Source organism: Stenotrophomonas ginsengisoli (assembly GCF_001431485.1).
Classification (GTDB): Bacteria; Pseudomonadota; Gammaproteobacteria; order Xanthomonadales; family Xanthomonadaceae; genus Stenotrophomonas; species Stenotrophomonas ginsengisoli.
On record NZ_LDJM01000029.1, the window covers coordinates 60,073 to 74,538 of the forward strand.

The 14,466-nt window shown below is 67.4% G+C and carries 13 protein-coding genes; 9 read left to right on the top strand and 4 right to left on the bottom strand.

Annotated features, from left to right (window positions below):
• Window positions 1-112 precede the first annotated feature (112 nt).
• The gene (locus tag ABB30_RS11615; protein ID WP_057638476.1) at window positions 113-1,501 is read right to left on the bottom strand and encodes an alkaline phosphatase family protein; all 1,389 of its coding nucleotides are present in this window, start codon (window positions 1,499-1,501) and stop codon (window positions 113-115) included.
• Window positions 1,502-2,037: 536 nt separating this feature from the next.
• On the opposite strand from ABB30_RS11615, the gene ABB30_RS11620 reads away from it, so the two are divergent.
• Genes ABB30_RS11620 through ABB30_RS11630 form a run of 3 tightly spaced genes read left to right on the top strand, consistent with a single transcriptional unit; the run spans window position 2,038 to window position 5,509 of the window.
• Window positions 2,038-3,555: an alpha/beta hydrolase gene (locus ABB30_RS11620; RefSeq protein WP_057638477.1), complete on the top strand. Its 1,518-nt coding sequence runs from the start codon at window positions 2,038-2,040 to the stop codon at window positions 3,553-3,555.
• Window positions 3,556-3,581: 26 nt separating this feature from the next.
• Complete coding sequence (locus ABB30_RS11625; RefSeq protein WP_057638478.1) at window positions 3,582-4,328, top strand: ABC transporter ATP-binding protein; 747 nt, start codon at window positions 3,582-3,584, stop codon at window positions 4,326-4,328.
• Window positions 4,325-5,509 (top strand): ABC transporter permease, encoded by a 1,185-nt coding sequence (locus tag ABB30_RS11630; RefSeq protein WP_057638479.1) that lies wholly within the window; start codon window positions 4,325-4,327, stop codon window positions 5,507-5,509. The genes ABB30_RS11625 and ABB30_RS11630 overlap by 4 nt, the downstream gene beginning before the upstream one ends.
• A 95-nt stretch (window positions 5,510-5,604) precedes the next feature.
• On the opposite strand, the gene ABB30_RS11635 is transcribed toward ABB30_RS11630, so the two are convergent.
• Together ABB30_RS11635 and ABB30_RS11640 are read right to left on the bottom strand one after the other, a co-directional pair.
• Window positions 5,605-6,603: an energy transducer TonB gene (locus ABB30_RS11635; protein ID WP_057638480.1), complete on the bottom strand. Its 999-nt coding sequence runs from the start codon at window positions 6,601-6,603 to the stop codon at window positions 5,605-5,607.
• 316 nt (window positions 6,604-6,919) lie between these two features.
• On the bottom strand, window positions 6,920-7,537 hold the full coding sequence (locus tag ABB30_RS11640; protein ID WP_057638481.1) for a TIGR00645 family protein: 618 nt from the start codon (window positions 7,535-7,537) through the stop codon (window positions 6,920-6,922).
• 108 nt (window positions 7,538-7,645) lie between these two features.
• Between ABB30_RS11640 and ABB30_RS11645 the strand changes: the two genes are divergently transcribed.
• Together ABB30_RS11645 and ABB30_RS11650 are read left to right on the top strand one after the other, a co-directional pair.
• Window positions 7,646-8,287 carry a glutathione S-transferase N-terminal domain-containing protein gene (locus ABB30_RS11645; RefSeq protein ID WP_057638482.1) on the top strand — a complete coding sequence of 214 codons (642 nt, stop codon included), beginning with the start codon at window positions 7,646-7,648 and terminating at the stop codon, window positions 8,285-8,287.
• Window positions 8,288-8,354: 67 nt separating this feature from the next.
• Complete coding sequence (locus ABB30_RS11650; RefSeq protein ID WP_057638483.1) at window positions 8,355-10,598, top strand: S9 family peptidase; 2,244 nt, start codon at window positions 8,355-8,357, stop codon at window positions 10,596-10,598.
• Between the two features lie 201 nt (window positions 10,599-10,799).
• Here ABB30_RS11650 and ABB30_RS11655 read toward each other — a convergent pair whose 3' ends face one another.
• Window positions 10,800-11,243, bottom strand: a complete 444-nt coding sequence (locus ABB30_RS11655) for a hypothetical protein (protein WP_057638484.1) — start codon at window positions 11,241-11,243, stop codon at window positions 10,800-10,802.
• A 116-nt stretch (window positions 11,244-11,359) separates the two neighbouring features.
• Between ABB30_RS11655 and ABB30_RS11660 the strand changes: the two genes are divergently transcribed.
• From ABB30_RS11660 to ABB30_RS11675, 4 genes are all read left to right on the top strand, one after another.
• Window positions 11,360-11,608 (top strand): hypothetical protein, encoded by a 249-nt coding sequence (locus ABB30_RS11660; protein WP_057638485.1) that lies wholly within the window; start codon window positions 11,360-11,362, stop codon window positions 11,606-11,608.
• 108 nt (window positions 11,609-11,716) lie between these two features.
• Entirely contained in the window at window positions 11,717-12,631 is a 915-nt protein-coding gene (locus ABB30_RS11665) for a bestrophin family protein (protein WP_057638486.1), read from the top strand.
• 29 nt (window positions 12,632-12,660) lie between these two features.
• A complete protein-coding gene (hemB, locus tag ABB30_RS11670) occupies window positions 12,661-13,650 on the top strand; it encodes a porphobilinogen synthase (protein WP_057638487.1) in 990 nt (329 codons plus the stop codon).
• A gap of 2 nt (window positions 13,651-13,652) precedes the next feature.
• Window positions 13,653-13,982, top strand: coding sequence for a hypothetical protein (locus tag ABB30_RS11675; protein ID WP_057638488.1), 330 nt, complete (start codon window positions 13,653-13,655; stop codon window positions 13,980-13,982).
• The last annotated feature ends 484 nt before the right edge of the window (window positions 13,983-14,466 follow it).

Here is a 14,466-nt window from a genome sequence, read left to right on the forward strand (position 1 = left end):
AACAGTGTGAAAAGCAAATGCAGATTTCGGGTTTCATTTTCCGTTCAAGGAAAATGTTGATGGAACGCGCGCATTTACGGGCTTTTAACAACTAATCGGGGGTGGTTTGGGGTTATTGCTGGCCCAGCTGCAGGGCCGGCTGGCGCGCGCTGGGCAGGTCCACGCCGAGGCGGGCGGCCAGGGTCGGGGCGATCTGGCGGATGTCGATCGTGCCCAGGTTGCGGCCGGGCTGGATGCCGGGGCCGGTGATGAAGAAGGCCGAGCTCATTTCCGGGTGGCTGTTGCGGTAGCCATGGGTGCCGGTGGTGCGTGCGGTGGGGGTCACCACCGGCCCGGTCAGGGCGCCGCCCATGGCATGGCCACCGTGGGCATCGACCAGGAAACTGGCCTGGGGCAGGGCCCCGTCGGCGATGGCATCGTGCCCGTGCAGCACGATCTTGATGCCGTTGGCCGGGTCGGCGGCCAGCCGCGCCAGCAATTGTTCGACCCGGGCCAGGGTCTGGGTATCGTTGCGGTCCTTCAGCACCACCGAGGCGCTGCCGCCGGAATTCCAGGCATAGGCCTGCCAGTCACGCACCTTCGGGCTGGGCGCATCAGCGTCATCCAGGCTGATCAGGCCGGCCTGGGCGAAGGCCGCATTGAGGTTGATCAGGTGGTTGACCGGGTGGAAGCCGTGGTCAGAGGCAATCACCACCGTGCCCTGCGGAAAGAGCTGGCGGTGGGCGCTGACGATCTGCCCGACCAGGCCATCGACCTGTTCCAGCACCGGCAGCGAGTGGGCATTGAGCGGGCCGTGCTCGTGCTGGGCTCCGTCCAGTGCCACCAGGTGTACGGTGAGCAGCTGTGGCTTGCCCTGGGCCAGCATCTGCAATGCCACCGCCGTGGACTTGCCGTCCAGCTCCAGGCCGTCCTTGCCGGCGTGATAGCGATGGCCGGTGTGCTGCTCCACCGATTGCAGGAAGCCGCGCGGGGTGGAGACGGCGCTCATCAGCTGGTAGTCGTACGGGCGCTTGTTGCGCCAGAACTCGGGCACGTTGTAGTCGATGGCCGGATGGCCCACCGACACCGGCCAGAGCACCGCGGCGGTGGTCATGCCCTTGGCCTTGGCCGCATCCCACAGGGTCGGTGCGGTGATCTGGCTGCCGTACCAGTTCCAGGCTCCGGCCTCCAGGCCCATCGGGTCGAACACGGTATTGGTGTAGATGCCGTGCTCCTGCGGCGAGCCACCGGTGACCAGGGCGGTGTGGTTGGGATACGTCACGGTCGGGGTGACATTGATCACGCGCTGGGCATAGGCGCCCTGGTCCAGGAAGCGGCGCAATACCGGTGCCTGCACGCCGTAACGCTCGGCCTGGGTGATGTAGTCCGGATGCAGGCCATCGATGGAAATCATCAACACGGCCGGGTCGGCCGGAGTACTGGCCTGGGCCAGCGGAACAAGCGTGGCCAGCATCAGGCTGGACAGGACGGTGAGGCACAGACGCGGGAGGAACGCAGACATGCAAAGCAACCTTGAGGGGGGCAGTGGCGTGCCGCGCATATTCAGGTTGGCATGTTGCAGGGCGTTTGCAGGCAGGTTGCGGGCAGATGATGGGGATGGAGCGCCGCGCCTCGGCGCTGCGTGCGTGCCCCGGCAAGGGCGGGCGACCGGACCCATGAGGAGTGGCACAGGGAAGGGCGGCAGGCCGTGCGTAGGATGCACACGCGCCGATGCCGGCAGCGCGGCTGTCACCTGCATTGACGCCCTGTCGGGTATCGGTCACTGTCCATCGACAAACCCGATCGCCCGCCGCGCAACAGCGCCGGTTGCCCGGGCCGGAGGTCAGGATTTGCCGCGGCAGGTGATCGCTGCTGTCCGCTGGCAGGCAAGCAACGGCGGTGTCTGTTGCCATGCGCTGGCCGGGCAATGGGATGTGGGCAGTTGGCGGATGGATCTTTGGATGCCCGCCCTGATGCTGGCGCAATGGCAAGGCATCGGCTGCGATGCACGGCCACTGCCGGCACAGGCGGGAAAGCAACGCAGTAAGGAGAGCGTAGATGCGAATTTTCAAGCGCAGCGTGCTGGTGCTGGCCTGTATGGCCCTGGCCGCCTGCGATGACAACGGCAGTGCCGCGCCGGCCGATGCCTCGCCAACCCAGCGCCTGTATGGCCAGGTGGCCTTCGAGCCGTGCACGCTGGAAGGCAGCCAGATGGCCGCCAATGTCGAGGCCTTGTGCGGCAAGTGGTCGGTGGCCGAGGACCCGGCCCGGCCGCAGGGGCGGCAGATCGATTTGAACATTGCCTGGTTGCCGCCCAAGGACAACCAGCTGGGCACGCCTGATCCGGTGTTCTTTCTGGCCGGTGGCCCGGGCCAGGCGGCCACCGAAGTGGCCGGGGCGATCTACGGTTCGCTGTCCGAGGTGCTGAAGAAGCGTGATGTGATCCTGATCGACCAGCGCGGCACCGGCGGTTCCAATTCGCTGGCCTGCGTGGACGCCCAGGGCCAGCCGCTGGCCTTTGACGAGGATGCCGGGATCAGCCTGCAGGCCGTGCGCGACTGGGCCAGCCAGTGCCATGCCGGGCTGGAAGGGCGTGCCGACACCCGCTTCTACACCACCGCCCAGGCCATCACCGACCTGGATGCCGTGCGCCAGGCGCTGGGCGTGGCCCAGGTCAACCTGATCGGCGGCTCCTACGGCACCCGGGTGGCCCAGCAGTACGCCGCGCGCTATCCGCAGCAGACCCGCAGCGTGATCCTGGATGGCGTGGTGCCCAATGACCTGGTGGTCGGTGCGGAGTTCGCGCAGACCTTCCAGCGCGCGATCAGCATGCAGTCGCAGCTGTGCCAGGCCGATGCGGCCTGCGCCAAGCGTTTCCCCGAGGACCTGCTGTCGCAGCTGGAACAGGTGGTGGGCGGGCTGCGCGAGCAACCGCGCCAGGTCGGTTTCCGTGACCCGGCCACCGCACAGTGGCACAGCGAGCGCCTGAGCGCCGATGCGGTGACCGGCCTGGCCTTTGCCTTCTCCTACATGCCGCAGGCCTCGGCTCTGCTGCCGGTGGTGCTGGACGAGGCCCGTGCCGGCCGCTACGAGAGCCTGGCCGCGCTGTCGCGGCTGGCCAGCGGCAACATGTCCGAGAGCATCAACCGCGGCATGCAGTGGTCGGTGATCTGTGCCGAGGATTTCCACCGCAAGGGCGAGGTGGTCGCCGGGCAGACCCTGCTCGGGCCGGAAACGGTGGAGTACATGTACGCCGCCTGCCCGGTCTGGCCGCATGTGGCCGCCGATGCCACCACCACCGCGCCGCTGAGCGGTGCCGTGCCGGCACTGCTGCTGTCCGGTGAGGTGGATCCGGTGACCCCGCCGGCCTATGGCGAGGCCGTGCTCAAGCAGTTGCCGCAGGGCCGCCATCTGGTGGCCCGTGGCCAGGGCCACGGCACCCTCGGGGTGGGCTGCATGCCCGGCCTGCTGGGCCAGTTCCTGGACAGCACCGATGCGGCCGCGCTTGATGCCAGCTGCCTGGACAACCTGCGTCCGGTGTTGCCGTTCACCTCTTTCAATGGCTGGGAGCCGTGAGCTCCCTGCCGCTCAGGAATTGACTGATGATCGTTGCTGAAAACCTGCACAAGCAGTTCAAGACCCGCACCGGCACGGTGACGGCGGTGAGCGATGTCGGCTTTGCCGCCGCCGATGGCCAGATCACCGGCCTGCTCGGCCCCAACGGTGCCGGCAAGACCACCACCCTGCGCATGCTCTACACCCTGATGACCCCGGACCAGGGCAAGGTCGTGGTCGATGGCATCGACGCGGCGCGTGACCCGATGGCGGTGCGCCGCCAGCTCGGTGTGCTGCCCGATGCGCGTGGCATCTACAAGCGCCTGACCGCGCGCGAGAACATCGCCTACTTCGGCCGCCTGCACGGTATGAGCGAGTCGGCCATCGAGCAGCGCATCGGCGTGTTGTCGCGCGCGCTGGACATGGGCGAGATCCTGGACCGCCAGAGCGAAGGCTTCTCCCAGGGCCAGCGGACCAAGACCGCAATCGCCCGCGCGCTGGTGCACGACCCGCGCAACGTGATCCTGGATGAACCCACCAACGGCCTGGACGTGATGACCACGCGCGGCCTGCGTGGCTTTTTGCAGGAGCTGCGCCAGGAAGGGCGCTGCGTGATCTTCTCCAGCCACATCATGCAGGAGGTGGCCGCGCTGTGTGACCACATCGTGGTGATCGCCAAGGGCACCGTGGTGGCGGCCGGCAGTGCCGATGCCCTGCGTGCACAGACCGGCCACAGCAATCTGGAGGATGCCTTTGTCAGTGTCATCGGCTCGGAGGAGGGCCTGCACGCATGAGCCTGCTGCGAACCGTGTGGACGGTGATGGTCAAGGAGCTGCGCGACCTGTCGCGTGACCGCCGTACCCTGGCCCTGAGCCTGTTGCTGGCACCGCTGCTGTACCCGGTGCTGATCCTGGGCATGAGCAAACTCTCCGATGCGCGCATGCGCACCCAGCTGGAAGGGCCGTTGCAGGTGCCGGTGATCGGTGCCGAACACGCCCCCACCCTGGTCGCCTTCCTGGCCTCGGCCAACCTGCATGCGGTGGCCCCGCCGGCCGACCTGCCGGCAGCCATCCATGCCCAGCAGGTGGACGTGGCCCTGCGCATCTCGCCGACCTTTGCCGAGCACTGGCATGCCGGCAAGCCAGCCCTGGTGGAGATCATCCAGGACAGCACCCGGCGCGATGCGGAAATCCCGACCCTGCGCCTGCGCCGCGCGCTGGAGGCCTACGACGGCCAGGTTGCGGCCCTGCGCCTGGTGGCCCGTGGCATCGATTCGCAGGTGGTGCGGCCGCTGCAGATCGCACGTCAGGACCTGGCCACCGCCGAGGCCAAGCGCGGCGTGCTGCTGTCGGTACTGCTGCCGGTGCTGCTGACCCTGACCTCGTTCCTGGGTGGCGCCTACCTGGTGATGGACACAACCGCCGGCGAGCGTGAGCGGCAGTCACTGGAACCGCTGCTGGTCACCCCGGCCTCGCGCTCGGCCATTGTCAGCGGCAAGATCGCCGCGGCCTGTGTGGTCGGTCTGGCGACCCTGCTGCTGACCCTGCTGGCATTCCGCATATCGGCCCAGCTCGCCGGTGGCGGCATCGGCCAGATGCTCAAGCTCAATGCCGTGGCCATGGTGCAGATGCTGCTGGTGATGCTGCCGATGCTGTTCATCGGCACCACCCTGCTGACCCTGCTCTCGGCCAGCGCCAAGAGCCTGAAGGAAGCGCAGAGCCACATGACCTGGTTGATGCTGCTGCCGATGCTGCCCGGTTATGCGCTGATGGTGTACCCGATCAAAAGCGCGCTGTGGCAGTTTGCGGTGCCGTTCCTGGCCCAGAACCAGATGCTGATCAAGGTGATCCGCCAGGAGCCGGTGTCCTGGCAGATCTGGGCGGTGTACCTGTCCTCGGGCATCGCCCTGTCGCTGCTGCTGTGGCTGGCCACGGTCTGGCGCTACAACCAGGAGCGGCTGGCGATCTCCGGCTGAGCCTGCCGGCGCGCCACCGCTGCACAAATGCACAAACAACAACGGCCCGGGAAACCGGGCCGTTGTTGTTTGCCTTGCCGCGCGGCAACTGGTGATCAGTTGCTCTGCGGGTTGAAGGCCAGGGTGCGGCGGATGGTGGTCGGTGCGGCAATCGGCTCGTACTTCCAGCGACGCACGGCGTTCATCGCCTCGCGGTCGAAGATGCGGGCCGGCTGCGCGCGCAGCACGCGGGCGCTGGTCACCGAGCCGTCGGTGCCGATGGTGATTTCCATCAGCACTTCGCCCGGGGTGCCCGAACGCAGGGCTTCGGCCGGGTAGCGCGGGGCCGGGGTACTGACCGCGCGCAGGGCCGGTGCGGCCGGGGTGGCGGCCGCGGTCTGGCGTGCAGCGGCCTGGCGGGCGGCATCGGCGGCGGCACGCTGCTCGGCTTCACGGCGGGCAACGGCCTGCTGTTCGGCCTGCTCACGGGCGGCGGCATCGCGCGAGGCCTGCTGCAGGGCGGCCACCTGGCGGGCGGCAGCGGCGTCGGCGGCCTGCTGCTGGGCAAGGCGCTGCTGTTCGGCCTGCTGGGCGGACTTTTGCTCGGCCTCGCGCTTGGCGCGCTGGTTTTCCGCATCCGAGCGGCGGGCCACCAGCGACTGGCCATCGGTCACGGCCTGCTTCAGGCGCGGCAGGGCAGGGGCCTGGGCATTGACCTGCTCGATCAGGGCGACCAGACGGTTGGCTTCCTCGAAATCCTCGCGGCTGATGTTCAGTTCCGCGGCGGTGAGGGTGTAGGGCAGCAGGTCGGTCAACGCGCTGGCCACATAGGTGTCATCGGGCGTCTTCTCGCGCAGGGCCAGGTAGTACTCGATGGCGTTGTCGCCGGCCGGGGCGTACATGCGGTTTTCGCGCAGTGCTTCGCTGGCCTTGTCGCGCAGCTCGTCCAGGTTCATGGCGGTGGCGGCCGGTGCGGCCGGCGCGGCGGTGGCCGCCGGTTCTTCACTGCTGGCTGCCGGAGCGCTGTCATTGCCGCCGGAGCAGGCGACCAGGCCGGTGAGCAACAGCGCGGTCAGCAGCGGGCGGGCGCTGCCGGTGATGGTGAGGTACGACATTTCAATTCCCCTTGAAGCGTTGACCTGGCGTTGGCATGGGCCGTGTTGCGTGATGTCCGGGATCGGTACATCGCGCAGCGACCGTCATGGCCCAGCAGCAGCCAGTTGCTGCCGCAAGGTGAACAAATAGTGAGCGAAATGTGCACTGGTCAGCAATACATTGAAAAATTTATGTGACCTTCATCTCACATTAATGCGCGTTTGACGGCCTTGCCACTATGTGCAACGGCCACCGGGAAGACCCGGTGGCCGTGGTTTGCGCAGCCGGGCGTACGGCGGTGCCGGATCTGGCTGGCCGGACGCGGCTGGCGCCGGCTCAGTGGGTCTTGTCGCCGTGGGCGGTGGCCGGGTGCATCAGGCGGTCGGCCCAGGCGATGCCGATCGCCGACAGGATGAACACGCAGTGGATGATGGTCTGCCACAGCACGCCGTCGGTGGTGAGCACCGCACAGGTGGCCTGGCCGATCTGCGAGGCGGCCATGTTCATCTTTTCCGGCGGGCACAGCGGCATGCCGCCCAGCGAGCCGGCGGCGATGAAGGTCTTGAGCAGGTGGATGGAGGAAATGCCGATGATCGACAGGGCCAGCTTGACCTTCAGCACCGAGGCGTTGACGTGGCTGAGCCACTCCGGCTGGTCCGGGTGGTCATCCAGGCGCAGGCGCGAGACGAAGGTTTCATAACCGCCGACGATCACCATCACCAGCAGGTTGGAGATCATCACCACGTCGATCAGGCCCAGCACGATCAGCATGATCTGCTGCTCGCCCATGCTGGCGGCATCGTGGACCAGGTGCCACAGCTCCTTGCCGAACAGGAACACGTAAACGCACTGGGCCAGGATCAGACCCAGGTACAGCGGCAGCTGCAGCCAGCGCGAGGCAAAGATCAGCGAAGACAGCGGCGAACGGGGGACAGGGGAGGGATTGGAGGACATGTGTCAATTACTGCCAGGGGGAATCAGCCCGGCAGGATATCGGCAGGCGGGCACCTGCCGCTACCGCGCCAGTGCTAGGCTCGCTGGGTCCGTTTGTGGAGCCCTGCCATGATCCAGCTGTATTACTGGCCCACCCCCAATGGCCACAAGATCACCATCATGCTCGAGGAAACCGGGCTGGATTACCGCGTGCATCCGGTCAATATCGGCACCGGCGACCAGTTCACTCCGGATTTTCTGGCCATCTCGCCCAACAACAAGATGCCGGCCATCGTTGACGAGAGCCCGGCCGACGGCGGGCCGCCGCTGAGCGTGTTCGAGTCCGGCGCCATCCTGCAGTACCTGGCAGCCAAGACGGGGCGTTTCGGTGGCCAGGGCCTGCGCGGGCAGGTCGAGGTCAACCAGTGGCTGATGTGGCAGATGGCCGGGCTGGGGCCGATGAGCGGGCAGATGGGCCACTTTGCGGTGTATGCGCCGGACCCGGTGCCGTATGCGATCGAACGCTATGACAGCGAGGTGCGACGGCTGCACCGGGTGATGGACAAGCGCCTGTCCCAGGTGCCCTACCTGGGCGGTGAGGACTATTCCATTGCCGACATCGCGGCCTGGCCGTGGCTGGCGGTGTATGCCAAGCGGCCGCCGGATTTTGATGCCTTCATCCATCTGGCCCGCTGGCACGAACAGATCGCCCGGCGCCCGGCGGTGCAGCGGGCCATGGCCGTGCCGGCGCAGGTGGTGCACGGCGCCTGAGCCGGCGCCACGCGGTAGCATGGGGGCTTGTGCAGGCGGCCGTCCGGCCCGCCATCCGACCTGACCCATGCGTCCTTTGCTTGCTGCCGCCTTGATGATGATTGCCACCACCACCCCTGCTGCCGTGCTTGCCCAGCCCCCGCTGCCGACCGGCCTGACCCTGGAGGCCATCACCGGCCCGCGCGCCCTGGCCGGCCCGACCCTGCTCAAGCCGCAGGTGGCCCCGGATGGCTCGCGGGTGACCTTCCTGCGCGGCAAGGACAGTGACCGCAACCAGCTGGACCTGTGGGAGTACCACATCGCCTCCGGCCAGACCCGCCTGCTGGTCGATTCCAAGGTGGTGCAGCCCGGCGCCGAGGTGCTCAGCGATGCGGAGAAGGCCCGCCGCGAGCGCCAGCGCATCGCCGCGATGAGCGGCATCGTCGATTACCAGTTCTCGCCCGATGCCCAGCGCCTGCTGTTCCCGCTGGCCGGCGAGCTGTACCTGTATGACCTGGCCAGCGCCCAGGTGCGCCAGCTCACCCATGGCGAAGGCTTTGCCACCGACCCCAAGGTCTCGCACAAGGGCGGCTATGTCAGCTTCATCCGCGCGCGCAACCTGTGGGTGATCGATCTGGCCAGCGGCAAGCAGGTCCAGCTCACCTTTGACGGCAGCGAGGTCATCGGCAACGGTGTGGCCGAGTTCGTCGCCGACGAGGAAATGGACCGCCACACCGGTTACTGGTGGGCACCGGATGATTCGGCCATTGCCTTTGCCCGCATCGATGAAAGCCCGGTGCCGGTGCAGAAGCGTTACGAGATGTACGCCGACCGGGTGGAGATGATCGAGCAGCGCTACCCGGCCGCCGGCGATGCCAACGTGCTGGTCACGTTGGGCGTGATTGCCCCGGCCGCTGGCGCGGCGCCGCAGTGGATCGACCTGGGCAAGCAGACCGACATCTACCTGACCCGGGTGGACTGGCGCGACGCGCAGCATCTGGCGTTCCAGCGCCAGAGCCGCGACCAGAAACAGCTGGAGCTGGTGGAAACCACCCTGGCCAGCGGCGCACAACGCACCCTGCTTACCGAAACCAGCGCCACCTGGGTACCGCTGCACAACAGCCTGCGCTTCCTCAAGGACGGCCGCTTCGTCTGGTCCTCCGAGCGCAGTGGTTTCCAGCACCTGTACCTGGCCAGCGCGGATGGCAAGACCATCACCCCGCTCACTGCCGGCAACTGGCCGGTGGACGAGCTGCTGGCGGTGGACGAGGCTGCCGGCAAGGTCTATTTCCGCGCCGGCATCGACAGCCCGCTGGAAAGCGCGATCCTGGCCACCGACCTGGCCGGCAGTGGCGTCATCGAGCGTCTGTCCAGCGTGCCGGGTATGCACAGCGCCAGCTTCGCGCGCAATGCCAGCGTGTATGTGGACAGCTGGTCCAATGCCGACACCGTGCCGCAGATCGAGCTGTTCAAGGCCGATGGCAGCAAGATCGCCACCCTGCTGGAAAACGATCTTTCCGCAGCCGACCACCCGTATGCGCCTTACCGCGCGGCCCAGCGCCCGCAGCAGTTCGGCACCCTCACCGCGGCCGATGGCAGCACCGAGCTGCACTACAGCCTGATGACCCCGCCGGACTTTGACCCCGGCAAGCAGTACCCGGTGGTCACCTTCGTCTACGGCGGCCCGGCCAGCCAGACGGTGAGCAACAGCTGGGCCAGCCGCGGTGATGCGCTGTTCAACCAGTACCTGGCCCAGCAGGGCTATGTGGTGTTCACCCTGGACAACCGCGGCACCCCGCGTCGTGGCCGCGATTTCGGCGGGGCACTGTACGGCCGCCAGGGCACGGTGGAAGTGGACGACCAGCTCAAGGGCATTGCGTGGCTGTCGGCCCAGCCGTGGGTGGATGCCAAGCGCATCGGCGTGCACGGCTGGTCCAACGGCGGCTACATGACCCTGATGCTGCTGGCCAAGGCCTCGGACAAGTACGCCTGCGGCATTGCCGGCGCACCGGTGACCGACTGGGGCCTGTACGACACCCACTACACCGAGCGCTACATGGACCTGCCGGGCAACAACCCGGACGGTTATGCCCAGGCCCGCGTGCTGACCCACATCGACGGCCTGACCTCGCCGTTGCTGCTGATCCACGGCATGGCCGATGACAACGTGCTGTTCTCCAACGCCACCGCCCTGATGAGCGCCCTGCAACAGCGCAGTGTGCCGTTCGAGCTGATGACCTATCCCGGTGCCAAGCACGGCCTGTCCGGTGCCAACGCCCTGCATCGCTACCGCATGGCCGAGCGCTTCTTCGCCCGTTGCCTGAAGCCGTAAGCCTGATGTTTTGAAATCAAAAAGCCCGCCTGTTTCAGGCGGGCTTTTTGTTGCCGGTAATGCAGCGGCAAGCGTGATCACGGCCAGTGCAGCGTGAGCGTGTCGCCGGGTGCGGTTGATGGTGGTGGTGTGTGGCGGGAGTAAACAAGGGCGCCGAATGGCGCCCTTGTTGTTTCAATCATGTGTGATGCCGGTGTGCGCTCATTCGCGCGGCTGGGTCACCATCGGGGCCGGTTGCGGTACCCAGATCGCCATGCCGGCGGCGTTCTTCTGCGTGGCCGGCACGCCCACGCCCAGGCCGACACCGCCGTGGCGGCCGTAGTTGCCACCGCCCAGGCCCACGCTTACCGGGGCGCGCTGGCTGCCCACGCCCATCAGGATTACCCCGTTGGCGCCGAGGGCGGCGGCCTCGCGCTTGAGCCGTTCAATGGCGGCATCGGTCTGGCCCTGGGTGCCGAAGCCGACCGCGCTGGTGGCCTCGATCTGGGCAATCTCGATGCTGCCTTCCGGGGCACTGGCATAGACCTCCACCAGGGCCGGGTCGATGGCCGGGCGGGCCTGGCTGAGCATCACCCTGGAGGTGCTGGCACAGGCCAGCAGCAACGGGGCAAGCAGCAGGGCGGTGAGGGCAGGGCGCAGGTTCATGGCGGCAGGTCGCAGGTGGGCTCAGCGCATCATCACCGCAGCCGGGTGAATTGACCAGCAACCGCGGCGGGCAGGCCGTATAGTCAGGGTCCTGCCACATGAATGGAGCGCGTGCGATGGGTGTGATCAGTCTGGTCTGGGGCATTGTGGCCCTGCTGTGGATGCTGCTGGCCTTCATCCCGCTGCTGGGGTGGGGCAACTGGTTCATGATTCCGTTCGCGGCGGTCGGCGCGATCATCGCCGCCATCGGCCTGCTGTTCACCCGCAGCGAGAACCGTGGCCGGGCCAGGACCGGCCTGATCCTCAACGGCATTGCCATCGTGGTCGGTGTGGTCCGCCTGGGCCTGGGTGGCGGCTTCATCTGAACCCGGTCGGGGTCTGGACAGTGAGCCCCCGTTAGAATGGCGGGCTCATGCAGCCATAGCGGCTGCGGTTGCCGGCCGTTGCCGGCAGCGCCCTGCACAGACCTTGCCATGATCATTCGCCCCCGCCCGCGCGGCTGGCAGCTGCTCTACATCCTGCGCGGTTCGATTGTCCCGGCCATCGCCCCCAAGGTGCTGGTCATCGGTGGGTTGTCGGTGCTGGCCTGCCTGGTTGCCGGCAACTGGCACCCGGCCGGCGGCGCGGGGCTGGCGGTGGTGCCGTTCACCCTGCTTGGCCTGGTCCTGTCGATCTTCCTGAGTTTCCGCAACAGTGCCTGCCATGACCGCTGGTGGGAGGGGCGCCGGTTGTGGGGCCAGCTGTTGTTTGAAACGCGCAGCCTGGCCCGTCTGTCGGCCAGTGTCCTGCCCGATGCCCAGGCCCTGCGCCAGCGTCAGGGCCATCTCTTGATCGCCTTTGCCCATGCGCTGGCCGCACGCCTGCGCCAGGGCGATGACTGGCTGGCCGCGCAGCCCTGGCTGGGCAGCGAGGATGCCGACCTGCAGGCCCACCACAACCTGCCCGATGCGCTGTTGCAGCGGCTTGGCCTGGCCCTGGCCGGCCCCCTGCACGACGGCCGCCTCAGCCCGATCCTGTATGCCCAGGTCGAACAGCGGCTGCAGGCCCTGTCCAGCGTGCAGGCCGGCTGCGAGCGCATTGCCACCACGCCGCTGCCGTTTGCCTACACCCTGTTGCTGCACCGTTGTGCCTGGCTGTTCTGCCTGCTGCTGCCGTTTGCCCTGGCCAGTGCGCTGGGTTGGGCCACGCCCTTGCTGGCGATGCTGCTGGCGTATGCCTTCTTTGGCCTGGACCAGCTGGGCGAGGAAATGGAGGACCCGTTCGGCCTGCAGCCCAATGACCTGCCCATTGCCGCCCTGGTGCGCATGCTCGAGATCGACCAGCTGGCCGCGCTTGGCCAGCGTCCGCTGCCCGAACCCTTGCAAGCGCAGGGGTATCTGTTGCAATGACCTTTGTTCCATCTTCACGGAGAACTGCCATGTTCCATCCCAGCTACCGTCCGCGGCGCATGCGCCATGACGAATTTTCCCGCCGCTTGATGCGCGAGAACACCATCAGCACCAATGACCTGATCTATCCGTTGTTCATCCATGACGGCCAGGGTCGTATCCCGGTGGCCTCGATGCCGGGGGTGGAGCGTCTGTCGCTGGAGGAGCTGCTGGTGGTGGCCGGTGAGTGCGTGGCCCTGGGCATCCCGGTGATCGACCTGTTCCCGGTGACCGACCCGGCGCGCAAGTCGCTCGACGGTGCCGAGGCCTGGAACCCGGACGGCCTGGCCCAGCGCGCGGTGCGTGCGCTCAAGGCCGCCTACCCGCAGCTGGGGGTGATGACCGACGTGGCCCTGGACCCGTACACCACCCACGGCCAGGACGGCATCATCGACGAGGCCGGCTATGTGCTCAACGACATCACCGTGCAGGCTCTGGTCAAGCAGGCCGTCAGCCATGCCGATGCCGGTGCCGACATCATCTCGCCGTCGGACATGATGGACGGGCGCATCGCCGCCATCCGCCAGGCCCTGGACGAGGCCGGCCACATCAACGTGCGCATCATGAGCTACTCGGCCAAGTACGCCTCGGCCTTCTATGGCCCGTTCCGCGATGCGGTGGGCAGCGCCGGCAACCTGGGCAAGGCTGACAAGAAGACCTACCAGATGGATCCGGCCAACTCGGACGAGGCCATGCGCGAGATCGCCCTGGACCTGGACGAAGGCGCGGACATGGTCATGGTCAAGCCGGGCATGCCGTATCTGGACATCGTGCGCCGGGTCAAGAGCGAGTTCGGCGTGCCGACCTTTGCCTACCAGGTCAGTGGCGAGTATTCGATGATCAAGGCCGCTGCCGCCAATGGCTGGCTGGATGAAAAGGCCTGCGTGATGGAAGCCATGATGGGCTTCAAGCGTGCCGGTGCCGATGGCGTGCTGACCTACTTTGCGCCGCAGATCGCGCGCTGGCTCAAGGAGGACTGAGCATGGCCGGTGACCAGGCACTGTTCCCGATGGGGCCGATGACCAACACCCCGCGCCCGGACGGGGTGCTGGAGCTGGGCTGGATGCAGTGGACCATCCTGCTCGGCTCGGTGACCCTGTTCGTGCTGGTGGTGGCACTGGTGATCGTGCGCATCATGCGCCAGCGCCGCCAGCCGCTGCTGCATTCGGCCGACGAGCGCCTGTTGCGCGAGCGCGGGGCCAGTGCCGAGCTCACCGCCGAGCTCGGTCGGCTGGGCCGTGAGCGCGCCCTTGGCCGCATCAGCGAAGCGCAGTACAACACCGAGCGCAGCCGCTTGATCGACAGCCTGTAAGCCCTGCCTGTCGCACATGGCCGGCGCGCCTGCCGGCCGGGCCCAGCCGTCGTCGCGGCGGGCGCTGCTCCCACAAGGCATGGCCAGTGCTGTGCCGGTTGTGGGAGCGCCTCAAGGCGCGACAGCGCGCTGACTTTCCACCCCATGCCCGGCCCGCCTGATCTGCCATTGCCTCGTCGCGGCGGGCGCCGCTCCCACAAGGGAAGGGCCGGGTTGTGGTTTTTGTAGGAGCGCCTCAAGGCGCGATCCGCCGCTGGCTTTCAGCCCCATGATCAGCAGGCCTGCCTCGTCATTGCTCACGTCGCGGCGGGCGCCGCTCCCACAAGGGAAGGGCCAGCGCCGTGCTGTTTGTGGGAGTCAACTGTCTTGATCAGGCGGTCATAGGCACGACTTTCCAGGGAGCGTTGTCGCGGTGTCTCTTATACAACTCTGCAGCCGCACACTATCTGAAGTGTGTATGTCGAGGTGGTCTGAGGACACACGA